Annotated in this window: 17 protein-coding genes; 10 read left to right on the top strand and 7 right to left on the bottom strand. The window is 62.7% G+C overall.

All coding sequences use genetic code 11. The features are described from left to right. Position 1 precedes the first annotated feature (1 nt). On the top strand, positions 2–1,027 hold the full coding sequence (locus RE4_RS08655; protein ID WP_020906243.1) for a zinc-dependent alcohol dehydrogenase family protein: 1,026 nt from the start codon (positions 2–4) through the stop codon (positions 1,025–1,027). A gap of 51 nt (positions 1,028–1,078) precedes the next feature. Beyond that, the gene (locus tag RE4_RS08650; protein WP_020906244.1) at positions 1,079–2,251 is read left to right on the top strand and encodes an iron-containing alcohol dehydrogenase family protein; all 1,173 of its coding nucleotides are present in this window, start codon (positions 1,079–1,081) and stop codon (positions 2,249–2,251) included. Positions 2,252–2,260: 9 nt separating this feature from the next. Here the strand turns inward: RE4_RS08650 and RE4_RS08645 are convergent, their stop codons facing one another. Continuing rightward, positions 2,261–2,989, bottom strand: a complete 729-nt coding sequence (locus tag RE4_RS08645) for an SDR family oxidoreductase (protein WP_020906245.1) — start codon at positions 2,987–2,989, stop codon at positions 2,261–2,263. 166 nt (positions 2,990–3,155) lie between these two features. Here RE4_RS08645 and RE4_RS08640 point away from each other — a divergent pair, with 166 nt between their 5' ends. The 3 genes from RE4_RS08640 (at position 3,156) to RE4_RS08630 (ending at position 5,172) form a co-directional block, all read left to right on the top strand. Then, positions 3,156–3,554: a (R)-mandelonitrile lyase gene (locus tag RE4_RS08640; protein ID WP_020906246.1), complete on the top strand. Its 399-nt coding sequence runs from the start codon at positions 3,156–3,158 to the stop codon at positions 3,552–3,554. Further along, positions 3,551–4,363 carry an acyl-CoA thioesterase domain-containing protein gene (locus tag RE4_RS08635; protein ID WP_020906247.1) on the top strand — a complete coding sequence of 271 codons (813 nt, stop codon included), beginning with the start codon at positions 3,551–3,553 and terminating at the stop codon, positions 4,361–4,363. Before RE4_RS08640 ends, RE4_RS08635 begins: the two co-directional genes overlap by 4 nt. 227 nt (positions 4,364–4,590) lie before the next feature. Further along, the gene (locus RE4_RS08630; protein WP_050768647.1) at positions 4,591–5,172 is read left to right on the top strand and encodes a flavodoxin; all 582 of its coding nucleotides are present in this window, start codon (positions 4,591–4,593) and stop codon (positions 5,170–5,172) included. Between the two features lie 198 nt (positions 5,173–5,370). On the opposite strand, the gene RE4_RS08625 is transcribed toward RE4_RS08630, so the two are convergent. The 4 genes from RE4_RS08625 to RE4_RS08610 all read right to left on the bottom strand — a co-directional run bounded on the left by RE4_RS08625 (position 5,371) and on the right by RE4_RS08610 (position 8,986). Beyond that, complete coding sequence (locus tag RE4_RS08625; protein ID WP_020968444.1) at positions 5,371–6,453, bottom strand: ABC transporter substrate-binding protein; 1,083 nt, start codon at positions 6,451–6,453, stop codon at positions 5,371–5,373. Positions 6,454–6,531: 78 nt separating this feature from the next. Next, complete coding sequence (locus RE4_RS08620) at positions 6,532–7,329, bottom strand: ABC transporter permease (RefSeq protein WP_042950824.1); 798 nt, start codon at positions 7,327–7,329, stop codon at positions 6,532–6,534. Next, positions 7,326–8,156: an ABC transporter permease gene (locus tag RE4_RS08615; RefSeq protein WP_060938425.1), complete on the bottom strand. Its 831-nt coding sequence runs from the start codon at positions 8,154–8,156 to the stop codon at positions 7,326–7,328. The genes RE4_RS08620 and RE4_RS08615 overlap by 4 nt, the downstream gene beginning before the upstream one ends. Continuing rightward, positions 8,153–8,986 carry an ABC transporter ATP-binding protein gene (locus RE4_RS08610; RefSeq protein ID WP_020906250.1) on the bottom strand — a complete coding sequence of 278 codons (834 nt, stop codon included), beginning with the start codon at positions 8,984–8,986 and terminating at the stop codon, positions 8,153–8,155. Before RE4_RS08610 ends, RE4_RS08615 begins: the two co-directional genes overlap by 4 nt. 97 nt (positions 8,987–9,083) lie before the next feature. On the opposite strand from RE4_RS08610, the gene recC reads away from it, so the two are divergent. Genes recC through recD form a run of 3 tightly spaced genes read left to right on the top strand, consistent with a single transcriptional unit; the run spans position 9,084 to position 17,551 of the window. Continuing rightward, positions 9,084–12,365, top strand: a complete 3,282-nt coding sequence (gene recC / locus RE4_RS08605; RefSeq protein WP_060938424.1) for an exodeoxyribonuclease V subunit gamma — start codon at positions 9,084–9,086, stop codon at positions 12,363–12,365. 3 nt (positions 12,366–12,368) lie between these two features. Next, positions 12,369–15,686, top strand: coding sequence for a UvrD-helicase domain-containing protein (locus tag RE4_RS08600; RefSeq protein WP_060938423.1), 3,318 nt, complete (start codon positions 12,369–12,371; stop codon positions 15,684–15,686). Further along, positions 15,683–17,551, top strand: a complete 1,869-nt coding sequence (gene recD / locus RE4_RS08595) for an exodeoxyribonuclease V subunit alpha (RefSeq protein WP_060938422.1) — start codon at positions 15,683–15,685, stop codon at positions 17,549–17,551. Before RE4_RS08600 ends, recD begins: the two co-directional genes overlap by 4 nt. 26 nt (positions 17,552–17,577) lie before the next feature. Here the strand turns inward: recD and RE4_RS08590 are convergent, their stop codons facing one another. Together RE4_RS08590 and RE4_RS08585 are read right to left on the bottom strand one after the other, a co-directional pair. Then, complete coding sequence (locus RE4_RS08590) at positions 17,578–17,946, bottom strand: cupin domain-containing protein (RefSeq protein ID WP_060938421.1); 369 nt, start codon at positions 17,944–17,946, stop codon at positions 17,578–17,580. 245 nt (positions 17,947–18,191) lie between these two features. Then, positions 18,192–18,755 (bottom strand): TetR/AcrR family transcriptional regulator, encoded by a 564-nt coding sequence (locus tag RE4_RS08585; protein WP_060938463.1) that lies wholly within the window; start codon positions 18,753–18,755, stop codon positions 18,192–18,194. A 99-nt stretch (positions 18,756–18,854) separates the two neighbouring features. On the opposite strand from RE4_RS08585, the gene RE4_RS08580 reads away from it, so the two are divergent. Further along, positions 18,855–20,081: a metal-dependent hydrolase family protein gene (locus tag RE4_RS08580; protein WP_238076908.1), complete on the top strand. Its 1,227-nt coding sequence runs from the start codon at positions 18,855–18,857 to the stop codon at positions 20,079–20,081. Then, positions 20,078–20,950, top strand: a complete 873-nt coding sequence (locus RE4_RS08575; RefSeq protein WP_020968453.1) for an alpha/beta hydrolase — start codon at positions 20,078–20,080, stop codon at positions 20,948–20,950. Before RE4_RS08580 ends, RE4_RS08575 begins: the two co-directional genes overlap by 4 nt. Positions 20,951–21,005 lie beyond the last annotated feature (55 nt).

The raw sequence follows: 21,005 nt of genomic DNA, 5'->3' as shown, positions 1-21,005 counted from the left end.
CATGATGCAGGGCTTGGTATTCGAAGGCGATCGGCAGATCTCGTTGCGCGATTTCTCCGATCCGAATCCTGGTCCGGGCGAGGTGTTGCTTCGTGTAACTGCCTCCGGAATGTGCGGGTCCGACCTCCACTATTACCGAGCAGAGGCGAGCGCGCCCGACGCGCCGGTGTGTATCGGCGGCCACGAGCCGGCGGGTGTGATCGAGGAACTCGGTGCCGGCGTCGACCCCGTGCGGTTCGCCGTCGGCCAACGCGTGATGGTCCATCACTACGCCGGGTGCGGCGGTTGTGAGGCCTGCAGGTCGGGATGGACACAGATGTGCACTACCGGTCCGGCGACGGTGTACGGCAAGTCGGCACACGGTGCGCACGCTCCCTTCATGACGGTCTCTACGCAGTCCGTCCTGCCGCTGTCCGACAGCTTGTCCGATATCGCGGCGGCCGCCATCGGTTGCGGTACGGGCACCGCCTGGGGCGCACTCGATCGGGTGGGCGACGTCGGTGGGGCGGACCTCGTCGTGTTCGGCCAGGGGCCGGTCGGTTTATCCGCCACGATGTTGGCCACTGCGCGTGGCGCTCGAGTCATCGCAGTCGATCTCGCCGACAGCCGACTCGAACAGGCCCGTGCCTTCGGGGCCGCGGAGACGATCAACTCGGGCTCGGTGGACCCGGTCTCGATGATCAAGCAACTCACCAGCGGCGGAGCCACGGTGGCGATCGAAACTTCCGGTGCGACAGCCGCAGCGACTGCCGCGCTGGAATCTCTCGCCCCGTGGGGCCGACTGGGCGTCGTCGGTCTCGGCGGGCGCATCGAGGTCGACGTCCGCAAGTTCCTCTCGCGTCAGGTCACCATTGCCACGTCGTGGTCGCTGTCGAGCGTTCAGCAGATTCAGTGCGCGAATTTCGTCGATCGGCACCATCTGCCGGTCGATGATCTCTTCAGTCATCGCTGGACCCTCGCCGACGCCGTGGAGGCATACGCGGAATTCGACAAGCAGACGTCCGGCAAGGGCGTCTTCACCTTCTGACCGTCACCTTTTGACTGACAATCCAGAACTTCGAGAAAGCGAAACACTCACATGACCGACACTCCGAACCTCGAATTGCGCCACGCGACACCTGCCTTCCGCACGTTTGCCGGCGAGAAGGCCATGTCCGCGCTTCCCCGTGAGCTCGACCGCGTCGGAGCGAGCCGAGCGGTCGTGATCACGGTCAAGCCCATCCTCGACTACCCCGAGGCGATGCAGCGGTTGTACGACGCCCTGGGATCGAAACTCGTCGGGCTGTTCGACGGCGTCGTCGAGCACAGCCCGCTACCGGCGGTGAACAACGCGCGTCAGTACCTCGAAGACATGAAAGCGGACGCGATCATCGCAGTCGGCGGTGGATCGTCGGTCGTCACCGCGCGTGCATCGTCCATTCTGCTGGCCGAGGACAAGGACATCCGCGAGCTGTGCACCCAGCGCGGAGCCGACGGAAAACTTACGAGCCCGCGCCTGTCGGCTCCGAAGCTACCGCAGTGGGTCGTCCCCAGTACTCCGACGAGCGCCTACGCGAAAGCTGGTGCTGCGGTGCGCGATCCGGAGACCGGAGAACGGCTGGCATTGTTCGACCCGAAGGCGCGCGCGCAGGGGGTCATCCTCGACCCGGTCATGGCCGTGACGGCACCGGAACGGCTCGCCTGGTCGGCCTCTCTGAACGTATTCTCCATGGCGATCGAGGGCCTGCAATCCAGTACAACCGACCCCCTCGCGGACGCCCTGCTGATGGGAGCGCTTCGTGGCGTCAACGAGTGGCTGCCCCGGCTTGCGTCCGACCCCAAGGGTGCACAGCCGCGGCTGAACCTGATGCTGTCGTCGTTGCTGAGTGGTCAAGGTAGTGATTTCACCGGTGGCGGACTTGCACAGGCGCTTTCGCATGCGATCGGACCCAGGTCCTCGGCATCCAACGGCGTCGTCGAAGCGCTGATGCTTCCACATGTCACGCGCTGGAATGTGCCCGTAGCCGCCGAACGTATCGCAGGCATGGGGGCAGGCCTCGGGATCGTCGACCGAAGTGTCGACGGTGTCATCGCTGAAATCGAGCGCCTGCTCGAGGTATTCGGGGTGCCCACCCGTCTGCGTGATATCGGCGTCGAGAACGACGACATCGCCGAGGTCGCGGACCACGCACTGGACGACTGGTCGATCACGACCGGACCCCGCGCCGTGGACCGTCAGCAACTCATCGAATTACTGACGGCCGCTTGGTAACTCGCAGAATCAGACCTGGGTGGACGGGCGCAGGAGAATTTCGTTGATGGCCAGGTGACGAGGCCGACCGATGGCGAACGCAATGACCTCAGCGATGTCATCGGCAGTCACCTCGGCCTTGCTGTACATCTCGTTGACCGCAGTGTTGGTCGACTCGTGGGTGATATGGGTCGGAAGTTCGGTAGCGACGACGCCGGGCTCGATCAAGGTGACGCGCACAGTCGGAAGCAGCTCCTGCCGAAGAGCTTCCGACCAACCGTTGATCCCCCACTTGGTCGCCGCATAGACGCCGTTTCCGGACCGAGCGGTGCGGCCGGCCACGGACGAGATATTGATGATGTCCGCGCGGCCGCTGGCGGTGAGCTGGTCGAGGAAGACTTCGGTGGTGGTTATGGCGCCGAGAAGGTTCACCTCGATCATCTGCCGATAGTCCCCACGCTGGTCCGCCGAGAACGGCCCGAGGAGCATCACGCCGGCGTTGTTGACGAGCACGTCGGCGCCACCGAGTTCCTTCTTGACCTGCTCCGCCGCAGCAACGAGGGCATCGCGGTCGGTGACGTCAGCCTCGATGGCAAGCGCGCCGTCGCCGAGGTCTGCTGCGAGCGCGTCGATGCGATCGCGCCGACGTGCGAGGAGTGCAACCTTGAAACCGGCGGCGTGGAGATGGCGCGCCGTCGCCTCACCGATTCCGGACGACGCTCCGGTGATAACGGCTACACCTGCAATGGAAGAGGTCACGATGTTCCTTTCGTTCGGGTCTTCGGTGAGACCAGTCAACCTGGCCTCTCGTGCGGGTGGGAGGGCTTGCCGATACAGGTAACAGCAGTGCCTCCCTGGTTGGCACGACGGGTCGTACCGTCGGTGTGATCCGGGGGCACACGCACAACGACTCGAAAGGCAGACGATGGAGATCGACCCGCAGAAGCCGACAGTCAAGAATCCCGCAGCACGATTCGCCGGGGACGTCTGGCTCGACCCGATCGCGTTTCCCCGCGAGGACGGTCAGCGCATGACCGTCGCGAAGGTGCGATTCGCTCCTGGAGCGCGCACGGCGTGGCATTCGCACGCGGTGGGGCAGACGCTGCACATTACCCAGGGCGTGGCCTGGGTCGGCACTCGAGGTGGTACGAAAATGGAAGCACATCAGGGTCAGACGCTCTACTGCCCGCCGAACGAGGAGCATTGGCACGGAGCTTCCGCGGACTCGTTCATGGAACACCTTGCAATGCTCGACAACGCCGAAGACCCTTCGACCACCACCGCCTGGTTCGAGCACGTCACCGATGACGAGTATCGCGCATGACCGGCGAACCGGCGTTCTTCTCGGTCGACAGGACGCCGCACGGCGATGTTCTAACTCCACTGCCCACTGCGGCGGGCAACTGGGGCCCGAACAGGATGCGAGGGCTGGCTGTCAGTGGTGCGCTCGCGCGCGCCGTCGAGCATGCCGTGCCAGACTCCGAATTCCGGCCGGTGCGTTGGACACTGGAACTCTGCCGCGTTGCGACAATGGATAGATGTCACGCGGACGTCAGGATTATTCGCACCGGTAAACGGATCAGTCTTGTCGAGGCAGACCTGCTGCAAGGGGATACCAAGGTCGCCACCGCCAGGGCACTGTTCCTCAAACCCGACCCGGATGTCTCCACCGCAGATGTGTGGTCACAGACTAGCCAGCTGCAGTGTCCACCGACTGATCTGAGCCCGGGTACCGAAGAGCCGCGGCTGCATTACAGCGATGACACAGGATGGGTGTCCACTCCGGCATCCGACCACAACGGCACCCGAAAAATCATGTGGGTGTTGGGAGTTCGGGTGGCGGAGGACGAAGCGCTTTCAGCCTTTCAATTCGCTGCCAGCGCAGCCGATGTGGCGAGCGTGGTCGGTAACTGGGGAACTGCAGGCATGCAGTTCATCAATGCCGACGTCACCCTCGCGCTCGCCCGGCTACCGCAGGGACTCGAGATCGGCCTCGCCGCAACGGATCGCGTCGAAACAGACGGAATCAGTACGAGCACCGTCACCGTTTTCGATCGGAGCGGGACTCTGGGTACCGCGGTAGTGTGCGCTCTCGCCAACGTGCACGCTTCCGTCGACCCGCGCATGCGCTGAACGTGGCAGACAGCATCGAGCCTCCGGGCAGGCACTGGCAGTACCTGGTACGCCAGTAACTCCCCTCGGCCGCCGAATCACTCTTTACTGGACGTATGCAGCAGACACCCCACAGCCAATCCCACCGACCACGTCAAGTTTCGCGACGGTCCGCCGTCGGGGGCACTCTCGCCCTCGGGGTGGCCGGGTTGGCCGGAATCGCAGCCGGATGCGCCCCCGATTCTGGCGTGAACGTACCAACGAGTACTGCGCCTAGCCGGACCACCGACCCGACCCGACGCGCAGCATCCGGGTCGGTGTTACTCGCCTACTTCTCGCGATCCGGAGAGAACTATTACTACGGAGATCGGACCGAACTCGAGATTGGCAACACCGAGGTTCTGGTCGGGATGATCCGTAGTCGCCTCTCATGCGACGTGCACAAGATCGAACCGGCCGACCCGTACCCGTTCGACTACGAGGAAACGGTCGAGAGGAACAGGAACGAGCAACGCGACGACGTGCGGCCCATCATTGCCAACCAGCTGTCCTCCTTCGGGACACATTCGATCGTTCTACTGGCAAGCCCGGTGTGGAACAGCAGCGCACCGATGATCATGCACACGTTCGTCGAATCCCTGGATTTAGCTGGCGTGACCATCTATCCGATCACCACTCACGCGGTCAGTGGGCTGTCCGGAGTGCCGAGTGTCTACGAAGAACTGTGTCCCGACGCGATCATTGGCGCCGGATTCACAGCTCGGGGGGAGGCAGTGGCCGAGGCAGGGGGTGCACTCGACGACTGGCTGCGCCAGGTTGGGCTCGTTTGACGCTGGGGCGAACGGTCTCGACCCGTGGTGCCCCCAGAACTTCGTGGGCAACCGTCGACGACACCAGCACCGCCGAGGCCTGAGGTCAAAACCCATAGGCCTGAACTGATTATCTGGTGCTTAATGTCAGACGTCAGACGTCCGCGTCGGAGCTACTCGATAACTCGAGAAATCTGGGATCAACGTTCGGCACTGGTGTCAGATCAGCTCCGGATTCTCGGCGTACACCTCTTCGAGGATCGACATGTCGAACAGTTGGTCCGCCGTAATCTCCAGCCCCGCTTTCGACAGTGCCGCGATGTTCTGTTCGATCAGTTGGGGTGTCATCGTGAACAACCCGTTTGCTTTGGTATCTGCCGACACCACAAGATCGTTCTGTGCGGTGGCTTCCTTGATCTGCTCTTCGAGTTCCAGGTTCTGGTCCTTGCCGTAGACCTCGACGGCAAGCCGTGCCGACTCTGCCGGATCAGCGACCGCATCCTTCCATCCCTGGATCTCGGCCTTCAGGAATGCCTTGAGCTTGTCCCTCTCGTTGTCGATGGTGGACTGGAGAACCGTGAACGATTCGGCGACCAACGGCAGGTTGTAGTCCGCGAAGAGGAAGTGGGCGTTGGGGAAACCTTTGGCGGCCAGCGTGATCGGCTCGTTGGTGACGTAGGAGACCCAACCGTCCACCTCGCCGTTTGCCAGGGGGCTCGGATCGAACTGCGCGGGCACGATCGTCATCTGGCTTTCGGTCAGGCCGTTTGCTGCCAGGAGAGCTCCGAAGACGAGCTGATTGGAATCCTGGACGCCGATCTTCTTGCCGATCATGTCCTGCGGTGAGTTGATCGGTGCCGCAGCGGAACTGACAATCGCAAACGGATTCTTCTGGAACGTGGCCCCGACGATTTTTGCCTCCAGTCCGTCGAGTACGGCGGGGGCTGTGAGCTGCGGTGCGGACATTCCGATCCACACCTTGCCGGTGTCCAAGCCGGCTTCGACGCCGGTGCCGGCTGCGCCACCTGCCACCAGGTCTACATTCCCGAACCCGGCATCCTTGTAGTACCCCTTGTCGAGAGCGAAGTACTCGCCGGCGAACTCGATGTTCTTGATCCAGGACAACTGCACTGCAACTGTTCCGAATTCGGAACCGTCGTCCGTGGTTCCGCCACTCGAACTGCTGGAGTCACTGCTACACGCGAGCAATGACGCACTACCGGCGACTGCGATGCCGGTCAGCGCGGAGTAGCGGAAGAAGGCCCTGCGGTCCAGCTGGCGGACGGGCTTGAATGGCGTCATGAATCGGAACACTAGGGCCAGTCGGTTTCGTTCAGTTTGCTTGGGAGAGAGAGTTTGTTGAGGTCGTGTTAACAGATGTCACGACTTGCCCGCCGAAGGACCGAAGCGAGACAGAGCGATGCTTTCGAAGATCCCGACCACGGCGTAGAGGACGATCGACACCACGGTGATCACCACGATAGATGCCCACAATTCGTTGTACTGGTAGCGCGGAATGGCTTTGATCATGCTCGAACCCAAGCCTTGACCGCTACCGAGCCATTCGCCGATGAGTGCTCCGATCAAAGCGCCGGGCACTGACACCCTAGCGGCGGCGAACACCGCCGGAAGTGCGGACGGTACGGACACCATTCGCAATGCGGTCCAACGACTCCCACCGTACGCAGCTATGAGGTCTTGTGCCTGAGCCGGAGCGGCACGTAGACCGACCATGATCATGACGAGGGCTGGGAAGAACACCACTATCGCAACCATGACCGTCACACCCACGATTCCGCGGCCGAATATCAGGACGATGATCGGGGTCATCGCAACGAGAGGAACAGATCGTAGAAGCATTGCAACGGGCATGAAAGTCTGTTCGACAGTGCGGGAAACGACGAAGATCGATGCCACCACGAGCGCGGCAGTCATTCCGACGGCAAAGCCGACACCGGCGTCGCGCAGAGTGATGAACAGGTTGTCGATGATGCCCGAACGAGCGTCGGCGGACTTAGGACCGGAGAACAGGTACTCCCAGACGTCGGCCGGCGTCTTTCCCACACGCGGGCCGACCTGGGGGAAGGTGTTGAGGAAGACCACCCAGATGACAAGCAACAGCGCCGAGGCGATGGCAATCGGAGCGAGGAATCTCAATGTTCCTCGTACCGCGGTCATTTCTGTGCTCCCGGAGCGTTCGTCCACGGGGTGACGAGCCGGGCGATCGCTGCGACGACGGCGTATCCCAGGCCGGCCAGCAAGGCGGCGGCGATGGCCATTCCCCACGTTCGCGGGACGTTGTACGACGTCTGAGCGGCCGTGAGTGCGACGCCGATCCCGCTGTCCACCCCGCCGAGATACTCACCGAGAATTGCACCCAGTACGGCCGAGGGTGCAGCAATCTTGAGGGCGGCAAAGGTGCTCGGAAGTGCGCTCACCAATTGAACTTTGGTGAACTTCTGCCAACGCCCACCACCGTAGGCGGCAACGAGATCGAGGCTCGTCTTGTCTGCCGATCTCAGGCCTGCGAGTGTGCCGACCATCGTGGTGAAGAAGCAGTACATCGCGGCGAGAAAGATTGTGGGGGTCCGGCCGCCGAAGACGACCAGGATGATTGGGCCAAGCGCCAACAGCGGTGTGCAGTAGCTCAGGATCGCCAATTGTGTGGCCAATCCCTCGATGGGCGGAATGAGGACGACAAGCACGGCAAGCGTGATCGCCAGCAGATTTCCCCAGAGAAAGCCCTGCAGCGCACCGGAAGCCGTGACGGTGAAATTGGGTCCGTAGAGCGACCAACCGTCGTCGAACATCGTTGAAACAACCACCCACGGCGTCGGAATCGTACCTCCCGCAACACCGGCCGCCGCCAGAATCCACCAGAGAGCGATCAGTCCGCAGATGCCGACTGCACCGCCGAACCACGTTGGACGCTTCAATCGGATCCGGCGCGGTACAGATGGCTGCGCCGCCGCGGTCGCGACGTTCTCGATATCGGTAATTGTCATGCGACGCCTGCTTTTCCGAAGAGCAGTCCGGAGAGGTAGTCGTGGATCTCGTGGAACTCGGGTGTACGCATCATCTCGGGAGTACGCGGGCGCGGCAGGTCGATCGGCACGACTTCGAGGACGCGTCCGGGCCTCGGCGTCATGACGGCAACGACGTCGGAGAGGAACACGGCTTCGGCGATTCCGTGAGTCACCATCAACGTGGTCGCCGGTTTCTCGGTCCAGATCCTGAGCAATTCGATATTAAGTCGTTGTCGGGTCATGTCGTCCAGCGCGCCGAAGGGTTCGTCGAGTAGGAGGACACTCGGCTTGACCACGAGCGATCGTGCGATCGACACACGCTGACGCATACCGCCGGACAATTGAGCGGGCTTGGCCTTCTCGAATCCTTCGAGGCCGACGAGAGCGATCAGGTCGGCGATCTGGTCGGGGTCGGGATCGATGCCGGCAACCTGAAGCGGCAGTTTGATGTTGGAGGTCACCGTCCGCCACGGCAGCAAAGCCGAATCCTGGAAGGCGATTCCGAGTTCGCGGCGCTTGCGTAACTCGGCGGGCGACTGTCCGTTGACAAGTGCTGTTCCCGACGTCGGAGTGTCGAGGCCCGCAAGGATGCGGAGAACGGTGGACTTCCCGCATCCGGACGGCCCGAGCAGAGACAGAAAGGATCCTTCGCTGGTTTGAAGGGACACGTCGGTCAGCGCGGTCACCGACCGACGACCCATCTCGAAGGTCTTGCCGAGGCCGGAGATGTCGAGACCGGTTCCAGCGGGGCGAGGTGTGGTGACGGGACTGGTCATTCCCGCACAGTACGAACGTCCGGTTGCGGTCATGTTGCCTGCGCGTCACCGCTGCGTGAGGCTGGTTCGGCGTCTCCTGTCACAGCGCCGTGGTGAGATGGACGTCTGGACGGAGTGAGGGGAGCGAAGATTGCTGAAGTTGTACCGGGCCGAGCGTTCGGACACCTTGGTCTCGGCGTTGGCCACGCTCCTCCGTACACCGCTGTCGGATCCATTCGCCCAGGAAACTGTTGCGGTGCCGGCCAAGGGCGTCGAGCGTTGGCTCAATCAGCGGCTGTCCTCCCAGCTAGGTACGTCCGGACCGTCAGCAGTGGACGGAATTTCTGCGAACATCGCGTTTCCTTCACCCGCGCGCCTGGTCGCGGAATCCGTGGCTGCGGTCAGTGGAATCACGGCTGACGACGACCCATGGTCGCCGACGCGATTGGTGTGGACGGTTCTCGACGTGATCGACGAGTCCCTCGGCGAGCCCTGGTGCGGAGTCCTGGCGAAGCATCTCGAAGGCCATCGTGAAGGTCGACGGTTTGCCTCCGCCACACATGTCACCGAACTCTTCCGCAGTTATGCCGCGCAACGCCCACAGATGCTGATCGACTGGGCCGCCGGGCGGTTGACCGACGGACACGGATTGGCGCTGTCGGAGGATTTCGAATGGCAGGCACGTCTGTGGTGCATCGTCGCGGACAAGATCGACGTTCCGGGGCCCGCAGAGCGACTGGGGCAAGTGAGCCGCGCGCTGGTCGAGGACCCGGCCTTGGTCGACCTACCGGAACGTCTGTCGGTCTTCGGGCCGACCCGGCTGCCGGTCGATCAGCGAATGATCTTGAGCGCACTCAGTGCGAATCGGGACGTGCACATCTGGCTCCCGCATCCCAGCCCCGCGCTGTGGACCAAGATGAGCTCGCGCATGCAGCCTCGAAGTGAGAGCACGATCCGACGTTCGGAAGACGGGTCAGCGCTGATATCTGCCAATCCGTTGCTGTCGAGTCTTGCTCGCGACGTTCGTGAACTTCAGATCAGCCTCGGTGCCGCCGAGTTCGAGTCGGTGCATCTTCCCGAACCAGCCGGCCCGAAATCCCTCCTGGCGACGGTCAAGGCCGATGTCATCGCAGATCGTGCTCCCAGCGTTGCAGCGGAACCGGACGGGACAGTTCAGGTCCACGCTTGCCACGGGCCGGCACGGCAGGTCGAGGTGCTCCGCGAATGTCTGCTCCGATTGTTCGAGGACGACCCGACATTGCAGCCACGCGACGTACTCGTGATGTGCCCGGACGTCGAAACGTACGCACCCTTGGTTCGTGCTGCATTCGGGCAAGGTGTCCATGGACACCCGGGGCATCTTCTTCGAGTAAAGCTGGCAGACCGCGGATTACGTCAGACCAATCCTGTCCTGGCCGTTCTCGGCTCTCTCCTCGAATTGGCCGACGGCCGGGCCACAGCCAGTGAGGTTCTCGACCTTGTTGCGACCGAGCCTGTCCGCACACGTTTTTCGTGGGGCGACGACGAATTGGAAAGACTGCGGGAATGGACGACGGAAGCGGGTGCTCGCTGGGGAATCGGTAGTCGGCAGCGTGCCACGTTCGGTCTCGATGCATTTCCGCAGAACACCTTCAACACCGCCATGGACCGAATCTTGTTGGGGGTCAGCGCGGACGAATCGGAAAATGCCTGGTTGGATCTCGCGCTGCCACTCGATGACGTGGACGGCACAGACATCGATCTGAGTGGACGTTTCGCAGAGTTCGTCGATCGCCTGGCAGTCTCGCTTCGCGATCTTGCCGGCCCACATTCGCCGGCCGAATGGCTTCGTGTGCTGATGCGGGCCCTGGATCTACTGACCGACACTGCGCCCGCCGATTCCTGGCAGAGCGCGGGGGCCCACCGCGAACTTGTAGCTGCTGTCGAATTCGGCGGAGAGACGGTGTTACGTCTGGCCGATGTTCGCGCGATGCTCTCGCGCAGCCTCGCTGGCAGACCTACGCGTGCCAACTTCCGAACCGGCGAACTGACGGTGTGCACGATGGTTCCGATGCGTTCGGTGCCGCATCGCGTGGTCGTTCTGATCGGGCTCGACGACGAGGTGTTCCCTCGAACCGGTGGAGTCGACGGCGACGACATCTTGTCCCGTGATCCAGTTGTGGGGGAGCGTGATCTGCGCAGTGAAGACCGGCAACTGCTTCTCGATGCCGTGATGTCTGCGGGTGAGCATCTGATTCTGTTGTATACCGGTGCCGATCCGGTCACCGGTGTCGTCAGACCGCCGGCGATCCCCCTCAGTGGCCTCCTCGACGTACTCAGTGCGACGGTGGGCCCGGAAGCGATCAACGGGGTGCTGACTCGACACCCGTTGCAGTCGTTCGACAATCGAAACTTCTCGCCGGATCAGCCGTTCAGCTTCGACACGGCAGCGCTGGCCGGTGCCAGGGCTGCTGCCGGAACACCGATCGAATTGCCGACAGTCTTGTCGGCCAAGCTACTCGAGGTGCATCCGAAGGAAGTGAACCTTGCCGACCTGGTGAACTTCCTCGTACACCCCGCCCGTGGTTTTCTGCGCCAACGCCTCGGCGTCCGGGTACCGGAACTCGACGACGACATCGCGGATTCGCTGGCAACCGAGCTCGATCCACTGTCCACCTGGGCTCTGGGTGACCGAATGCTTCTCTCGCGCTTGGCTGGACGCAGCTCGGCGGATTTCCGTGCAGCCGAGTGGCGCCGCGGTACTTTGCCGCCCTACAACCTGGGCGCCTCGGTTCTGGGCAACGTCGAGTGGGTGGTAGACCAACTTGCCGGTCTTGCATTGCCACACCTCGAGGGCGACTCCGAGGCTGTCGACGTCGACATCGACCTCGGTGACGGGCGTCGTCTCACCGGAACGGTAACCGGTGTGCACGGCAATTCAGTGGTGCGAGCGTCGTATTCCTCACTGGCGCCTAAACATCGAATGACGGCCTGGATAAACCTGCTCGCCTTGAAAGCGCACGGACGACCCGGTGCGCTCGATGCAGTCTCCATCGGACGGGGTCGGGGAAAGATAGCAGCGGCACGGTCGGTGCTCGATGCGCCAGGCAATGCGGTCGAGATCCTGCAGCAACTGGTGGACCTACGCGAGCGGGGGCTGCAGCGTCCGTTGCCGATGTGGGCCGCTACTTCAGCCGAATATGCGCGCCGACGCTTTGGTGGCGAGTCGGTCGACGATGCGACAAACGGTGCGGACACCCAGTGGACCGGGCAGTACGGCGAGATGATCGATCCGAGCAACGCTTACGTTTTCGGAGAAGCTCGAACACTGGCGGAGTTGGCTGCGGATCCGCCGTCGGACGACGAATTCGTCTGGGCCGAGGAACCGACTCGATTCGGAGTTCTCGCCCGACGACTGTGGGATCCGTTGCTGACCAACGAAAGAGCGGAGTAACCCGTGGACTTCGACCTTTTGGGGCCGCTACCGACCGGCACCACGGTGTTGGAAGCGAGCGCCGGAACTGGCAAGACCTACGCGATCGTCGGACTCGCGACCCGTTGTGTTGCCGAAGGTCTCGCTGACATTTCGCAAGTTCTGCTGGTGACATTCAGCCGGGCCGCCACTCAGGAACTTCGTGAGCGTGCCAGGGAGAGGTTCGCCGGAGTGTCCGCCGCTCTGGTCGACCCGGAGGCGGCGAGGCGGTCGGATGATGATCTGGTGTCGTACCTCGCCACAGCTGACGACGAGGAGATCGGCGTGCGGCGTCGTCGACTCCTGCGCGCTCTCGCGGAGTTCGACGCCGGCACCATCACGACCACCCACAGTTTCTGTCAGAGGATGCTCGACGGACTCGGCATCGCCGGGGAACGCGAACCCGACACAACTTTTGTGGAGTCGGTCGACGACCTGATCAGTGAGGTCGTCTCGGATTTGTACCTCAGCCGCTACAGCCGGACGGACTCGTCTCCACCGTTTTCCACGAAGGACGCGCTGGCCATTGCCCGAAGCGCAGTCGGCGATGGCCAGGCAATTCTCGAACCCGACGGCGAGGAGGAGACCGCTCCCGGTCAGCGAGTCCTGTTCGCGGCGGCTGCTCGTCTCGAGGTTGAACGACGTAAGCGGACCAAAGGAATTCGCGACTTCAACGATCTCCTGACGCTGCTGCACGGCGTGTTGACGGATCCGGAATACGGCCCCGTCGCGTGCCGTCGGGTGCGCGAGAAGTTCAAGGTCGTGCTGATCGACGAGTTCCAGGACACCGATCCGTTGCAGTGGGACATTCTGCGGTTGGCCTTCCACGGTCACACCACCCTGGTCCTGGTCGGTGATCCCAAACAAGCCATCTATGCGTTCCGCGGGGCAGAAGTCCTGAGTTATCTCGATGCGGTCAATCAGGCGGATGCGCACCAGGAGTTGACCACCAATTGGCGCAGCGATCCAGGGTTGTTGGCGGCACTCGAACACCTCTACGGCGGCGCCGCACTGGGTAACGAGGGCATCGTCGCGCATCCAGTAGAGGCTTCGCACAAGAAGTCTCGGTTGTCCGGCCCGGTGCCGATGCGTGTACGCCATCTGGCGCGTACCGGAGCCGGACCGCTCAATCGTTCGGGATTTCCGGCCGTAGGCAGACTTCGCAGTCGCGTCGCCGACGACGTCGCAGCAGACGTGGTCGGACTGCTGGGCAGCGATGCCCGCTTGGCAGTCGACGGTGATCCGCGCCCGGTCGAGCCGGGAGACGTCGCGGTATTGGTGCGCACCCACAAGCAGGTGGCGATGATTCGCGATGCCCTCGATGCCGTAGGTGTACCGTCCGTGTTGACCGGCGGTTCCAGTGTTTTCGCGACACCCAGCGCAACACAGTGGCTATGGCTGCTGCAGGCGATCGAGCAGCCGCACCGGTCTGATCGCGTCCGGTTGACCGCCCTCTCTCCGATTTTCGGGCGCACCGCCGAAGAATTGGACCTCGACGGCGACAACGTCGTCGCGGAACTCGCGGGTCAACTGCGCTCATACTCCGGGTTGTTCGCACGCGTCGGGTTCGCAGCCGTGTTCGAAAGGATCTCCGCCGAAACGAATCTGGAGAAGCGTGTACTCGCGGCCCCGTCCGGCGAACGAGATTTCACCGATCTGCGGCACGTCGCACAACTTCTCGGCCGCGTCGCCACCGAGGAAGCGTTCGGGTTGAGCGCATTGGTTCGCTGGCTCTCCGATCGGATCAAGGACCCGACGTCCGGGAGCGCAACCGACAGAAGCCGTCGCCTCGACAGCGATGCTGCCGCTGTACAAATCGCAACCGTGCACGCCACCAAAGGGCTCGAATTCCCGATCGTCTACGTCCCGTTCAGTTGGGAGAGCGTAGGCGGCTTCAACTCTCCGACGCAGTTGTTGCACGATCCGGATGGGCGCCGCATCCTCGACGTCGGCGGGCAGGAAGGCCCGGGGCACAACGCCAGAAAGACTGTTGCGGAGGCTGAAGAAGCGGGCGAAGAACTGCGGCTGCTGTACGTGGCGCTGACCCGGGCGCAGTGCCAACTAGTGCTCTGGTGGGCGCCAAGCTACGGGACCTCCCGCTCGCCACTGCACCGCTTGATGCTCGGACGTACACCCGGCATCGCCGAACCTGCTCGGGTAGTGAAGGTGCTCGACGACGGTACAACCGCAGCACGACTCGCGACGTGGCCGGCAGCAGCTTCCGATGTGATCTCGGTGGAACCTGTTGGTCCACATCCACCCTCGCCCGTCCAGTGGTCCGGTGCAGCCGCGAACGTGACCGAACTGGCCGCGGCGCGTTTCGATCGAGACCTGGACACTCTCTGGCGTCGTACGTCGTACTCGGCACTGACCGCCGGAGCTCACCACGCGGTCACGAGCACCGACAGTGAGGTAGAGGATCCCGAAAAGGACGACGAGCCGGAGGATTCCGTAGACGTCGGGACCGTCACCCCCTCGCCGCTGGAGGCGTTGCCTTCACCGATGAACGGTCTTCCGGCGGGCGCCGCATTCGGCACGCTGGTGCATGAAGTGCTCGAGGTGGTGGATACGGCTGCTTCAGACCTGAGAGCGGAACTCCGTATACGCTGCGCCGAGGCGGTCTCGGTTCGGGCGGCCGAGGTCGACTCCGAAGCACTCGCGGATGCATTGTTGCTGGTGATGCAGACTCCACTGGGATTCGGAACCTTGGCCACGATCGCGCCGAAAGATCGTCTTCCCGAACTCGATTTCGAACTCCCACTGGCCGGTGGCGACGATCCGGTGTCGATGAGTGTCACACTTCGCGGAGTGTCGGAACTGTTGAGGCGCCACCTTCCCCCGGACGACATTCTGGCGTCGTACGCCGACCATCTTGACCGTGTCGAGACGTCACCGATGCGCGGGTTCCTGACGGGCAGTATCGACGCCGTCTTGCGGATCCCGGGCCCGTCGTTCGTGATCGTCGACTACAAGACAAATCGGCTGGGCCGCGGCGATCTGACGGCTGCCAACTACACGCGCGAACTCATGGCGACGGAGATGATGCGCTCGCACTATCCCTTGCAGGCACTGCTGTATTCGGTTGCGCTGCATCGATATCTGCGGTGGCGACTGCCCGACTACGATCCGCATCACCATATCGGAGGCGCGCAGTATCAATTCGTGCGGGGGATGCTCGGCCCGGACAGTCCGCCGGAATGTGGTGTATTCGAATGGAAACCGCCTGCTCAGCTGACGGTTGAACTATCGGATCTGCTGGCCGGTCTTGATGCGTCCCACACAGTAGGGGAGAAGATTCGATGACCGAGGCGCAATTGGCGCAGCGCGCCAAAGGGATCGTGCGAATCTTCAACGAAGCCGGGGTTCTGGTTGCCGCCGACGTTCATGTCGCGACGAGAGTGTGCAGCCTGGGCGGTGAAACTTCCGAAGAAGTGATGCTGGCCGCGGCGTTGGCAGTTCGGGCCGTGCGATCAGGTTCGGTGTGCCTCGATCTACGACGGATGCGCGATGTGAGCGTCGACAATGCGACGGAAGACGAACTTACGTCGTTGCCGTGGCCCGAACCGTCGGAGATCGTTGCCGCCCTTCGCCTGAGCCCTCTGGCGATCGGCGGCAACGCCGGACCGCTCAGGCCCCTCCGGTTGGTCGACACGGACGACGGTGAGCTTCTCTACCTCGATCGGTACTTTCTGCAGGAGCAGACGATTCGGCGAGTGCTCGACGAGCGTGCGTCCACGTGGCCGCCCGCCGACCTGAAAGCGGTCCGAACGCGCCTGGATTCGCTGTTCGTCGACGAGAACGGGCCGACCACCAGCCCTGATCGTCAACGGATAGCCGCTGCTCTTGCCGCGACACAGTGGACGACGGTCATCGCCGGTGGGCCCGGAACCGGCAAAACCCATACGGTCGCACGTATTCTCGCTCTCCTGTCGGAGGAGCTGGGTTTGAATGCTCGCATCGGGCTGGCCGCACCGACGGGCAAAGCCGCAGCACGTCTGCAAGAGTCCGTACGTGAGCAGACCGCGAGCCTTGGCCTTCCCGAAGAACTCGCGGCCATGACCCTGCACCGGCTGCTCGGTTGGCAGCGGGGGAGTTCGAGCCGTTTCAAATACAATGCGACCAACAGACTTCCATACGACGTGGTCGTCGTCGACGAGACGTCGATGGTCTCCCTCACCTTGATGGCGCGCCTGCTCGAAGCGGTTCGCCCCGATGCCCGGCTACTGCTCGTCGGCGATCCCGATCAGTTGACCTCAGTCGACGCCGGCGCTGTTCTTGCTGATCTTGTCGCCCGCCCGGTAGAAGTCAGTGGAAATCCGGCGCTGACACAGTTGGTGGGTGACGACCTCACGGCCACCGGTTCCGAAGAGTCCCTGAGTGTGGACGAGCAGGATCGTCTGCGGGGCGGGATTATTCAACTCTCACGCGGGCGCCGCTTCGACGGAACCATCGCGTCGTTGGCCAGGGCAGTGCGAGCGGGAGATTCCGCTGAGGTTCTGCGTATCCTGCGTAGTGGCGATCCCGCCGTCTCCTTCCACTCTCCCGAGGATGTTGACGCATTGCGCGCCGATATCGTTGTGAGTTCAGAGGTGGTGACGAGGTCGGCCGAGGAGGGTGATGCGATCGGCGCCCTGAAAGGACTGGAATCGCACCGTCTTTTGTGCGCGCACCGTGACGGACCGTACGGTGTCGGGCGGTGGGCGCAGCAGGCGATGGAGTGGGTCGGCACGGCATCAGGGCAATTCCTGGACCCGACGAGGTGGTATCCGGGCCAACCCCTGTTGGTGACGGCCAACGACTACGAGGCCAAGATCTACAACGGGGATGCCGGGGTGATCGTGCAGCGTGAGGATGGCGTTCCTATTGCTGCATTCCAGCGGGGGAGTGATGCGTTTCTGATTCACCCGAGCCAACTCTCGTCGGTGCAGACCGTTTACGCGATGACGATTCACCGGAGCCAGGGCAGCCAGTACGACACGGTATCGGTGATGCTGCCGGCCGAGGCTTCGTCACTGCTCACCCGGGAGTTGTTGTACACGGCGATCACTCGCGCCAGAAACCATGTGAGGGTAATCGGCACCGAGGATTCCGTGAGGGCGGGAGTTCAGCGACAGGTGCTCAGGGCAAGTGGGCTGCGTCGGGAGATCCGTCCGTACGACGGGCCGTGAAAGTCGGATGTTGCGGATTCTCTTGGTCATACGTTGTATACGACGAACACCTTGCGTACGGTCTCGGTGACCGTCCACGTACCCTTCCATCCGATTGGGAAGATTGCACTCGTACCGGCAACGAGATGTACGGGATCGCCGGCGTCCTCCTCGACGGTCATGGCGCCGGAGACGATAGTGATGATCTCGCCGCGGGTGAGGAACTCCCACCGCGACTTTCCCGGTTCGCTCTCCCAGACTCCGGATTGAATGCGGCCGTCGTCACTGGTGAACTCGACATCTGCACGAGTGATGATGTCTCCGCCGAGTGGCTCTGCACTGGGTTGGCCGAGCAGTGCTTGCTGGAAGATCCCACTTGCGCTGTTCAACTCTGCGGCACGGAAGGTAATGGTCACAATTCAATCCTGACTTTCGAAACTCATGTGAATCATCGGACTTGTCGATGATGTCGTGTGTCTGCTGGGTCGGGATAGGTTCACTTGTCGCATCTTTCGGCACTTCGCTCGTACAGATGTCGAAAGTGCGATCGGCCACCATTCAACCGGGGTTCAGAGACCCGGCTCGCGCCGAAACGTGACCGAGCCAATGGCAAACGGCCCCGCGTCGGTGATTTCGAACGAGGGTGATCGGTTGTGCGGCCTTACGTGGTGGACGCTGTCAACGAGGTGATGAAGCGCTCGGCTGCCGCGTCGACCTCGGCGTCGGGGGTGAGCAACCTCTGCAGCAACAGTCCTCGCAGACATGCGGTTGCGATGATGCTCTGCTGCTTTGCATCCACCACTGTGAATCCTTCGCGAAGTGCTGCCACTTCGAGGAGGTGAGCCAAGTCGTCGAGGTCGGCGGCGAAATCTTGAAATGCTTTGTGCTCGTACACCGCAAGTCCGGCCAGGTGAAAAAAGGTGCGGCTTCGATCTTCATGCTCGGCGTTCGAGTAGAAGCTCCAGATCGCCCTGCACAGGGCTGCGAACCCGAGATCTTTGCCCATCGCGGCGATGACGAGGTTGTCACGGCGGCGCGCTTCCGACAGTACGGCGCTGAGGAGACCTGGTCGTGATCCGAAGTGATAGGTCAGAAGCGTGTGGTGCACTCCGAGTCGCTCCGCTACTTGGCGCATCGACAGCTTCGGACTTGGGCCGGTTTCACCGAACTCGTCGAACAGTGCCTGTAACAGTCGCTCTCGACCCTCCCCAACCGGCGATCTCACGCTACCTCCATTGACGGGTTCACCACTGTTGAGTACGGTACCGCATATCGAATTCACCAGTGTTTAGGAAAGAGGTTTTCTAATGCTCGGGAGGTCCGTTTGACTGACGTATGGTTTGCCGGCGGCATGGTCGCGGATGGATCGGGTACCGACCCGGTCGAAGTCGACGTGTGCGTGAGCGGCGGCATTGTCACCGCGATCGGACAGGCGCCGTCGGGTTCGACGACAGTTGACTTGGACGGCATGCTTGTGACTCCGGGGCTGATCGATGCTCATGTCCACCTGGGTATTTCGAGTCCGATCCGAAGGCAATTCGGGTTTGAGCTCTCGGCAGCCGAACTGGCTGCGGGCATCTTCGCCACCGCGGGCGATGCCCTCGACGCTGGCTTCACCACGGTGCGAGACGTCGGTGGCATCGACGGCGGAGTCGTCGACGTTATTGCGAGCGGCAAGGTGCGTGGTCCGCGTGTCCTCTCGTGTGGTCCTGTGCAGTGCCAGACCGGTGGACACGGCTACTACGGGGCCGCATGGGAGCCGACCGAGCTGTGGAACATGCACCACATTCCAGGGCTCTGCGCCTTGTCCTTGATGTCGGGTAATGCCGACGAGCTACGACGCAACGTGCGCGAATCGTTCCGCCGAGGCGCAACATTTCTGAAACTGTGCGTCACCGGCGGTGTCGTCGGAGGCCATGACCGCCTCACCGACACACAGTTCACCGTCGAGGAAATCTCCGTGGCAGTGGAAGAAGCAGCGTCGCGCGGCACCTACGTCACGGTCCACGCGCACAACAATGCGGGCATTCGCAACGCAGTGCGGGCGGGAGTGCGGTGCGTGGAACACGGCACCGACATCGACGCGGAGACTGCCCAGTTGATGCGCGAGCACGACGTGGCTCTGGTCCCCACCTTCGCCGTGGTGGAGCAGTTGACGGACACCGAAAGCATGGACCTGGACCCGGCAATACGAGAGCGTGCAGCCGGAGTGCGTCAACGCATGGCCAGAGCGCTCGAGGCCTCTCGCGCAGCAGGCCTGAGGATCGGCCTGGGCTCGGACCTCATCGGGCCGCACCAAAAGCGCCGAGGTGAGGAGTTGCGCTTGCGCGCGGAGTTGGAGTCGCCGATGCATGCACTCGTTTCGGCCACCAGCGTCAATGCCGACATTCTCGGTATCGGGGAAACCGTCGGGACTATCCGCGTCGGTATGCAGGCGGACATGGTTGCCTGGCAGCAAGACCCACTCCGAGACGCAAAGGTGTTCGCCGATCCGGACATGGCTGCTCTCGTCGTGAAGTCCGGCAATATCGTCAAGGGAGGCGTTCGATGAGCGCAATGCTGCACGGATGTTTTGCAGACACGGAGTACTTCGAAATAACGGCGAAGTCGGGGCACAGCTACGGCGTCTGGGTGACCACACCCCCCGGCTACGCGGACTCCACGGATCCCTTACCGCTGATCTACGTGATGGACGGCAACTGGGCTGTAGGTCTTACCGCCCCGCTCATCGTCACGCAGGCAGACCCGTACCTGACGGTCGCCCCGTACATTCAGGTCAGTGTCGGATATGCCGGTGAGGAAGCCGCCAACTGGGCACGGCTCCGCAACCGCGATCTCGTGCCGCCTGGGGAACCGGTAGGCGAAGAAATGATGGCTACTCTTGCCGCTGCTCGCGACTCGGGTGCAATGACCCAGGAGTACGTGGACGCCTACCTCGAGGAGCTGGCAGACACCCACGGGGACGTCTTCCTCGACTTCCTGACCAACGAACTCCACCCTCGCCTGTACTCGTCGGAGCTACGTGTCAGCGAGTCCGGGCACGGACTCTTCGGGTACTCGTACGGAGGCCTTTTCGCCCTCTACGCATGGCTGCGCGACGCGCCCCCATTCGCGACCTTCGGTGCGGGTAGTCCCGGAGTTGTGAACGCCGACAGCCAGATCCACACACTGGTCGAGGCACTGCCCGAGCGTGGCGTGGGCTCAGTTGTTCCGCAGCTGCACGTCACGCTGAACGAAGCCGAACTGACTGGACCCATTCCGATCTATCGCGGACTGTCACGCAACGTTCTCGCCGTCGTGGAGCAGTTGCATGGCAAGGGACGGTCGCAGGATGTTTCGACCGCGTTGTTGCACGAGACGCACGTAACCGGGCTGCAGGCATCGTTCCTGAGCTACTTGAAGACCTGCCATGCACGTTAGCTCTCCGTCCCGGAGGCGATGTGCCGCTGACACGTTCTAGGGCGATTTTCCGTAG

It is taken from the genome of Rhodococcus erythropolis NBRC 15567, from assembly GCF_001552595.1.
In the GTDB taxonomy this organism is placed as follows: domain Bacteria; phylum Actinomycetota; class Actinomycetes; order Mycobacteriales; family Mycobacteriaceae; genus Rhodococcus_F; species Rhodococcus_F erythropolis.
Note: the sequence above shows the minus strand (reverse complement) of the source record. Positions and strands in the feature narration are given on the sequence as shown.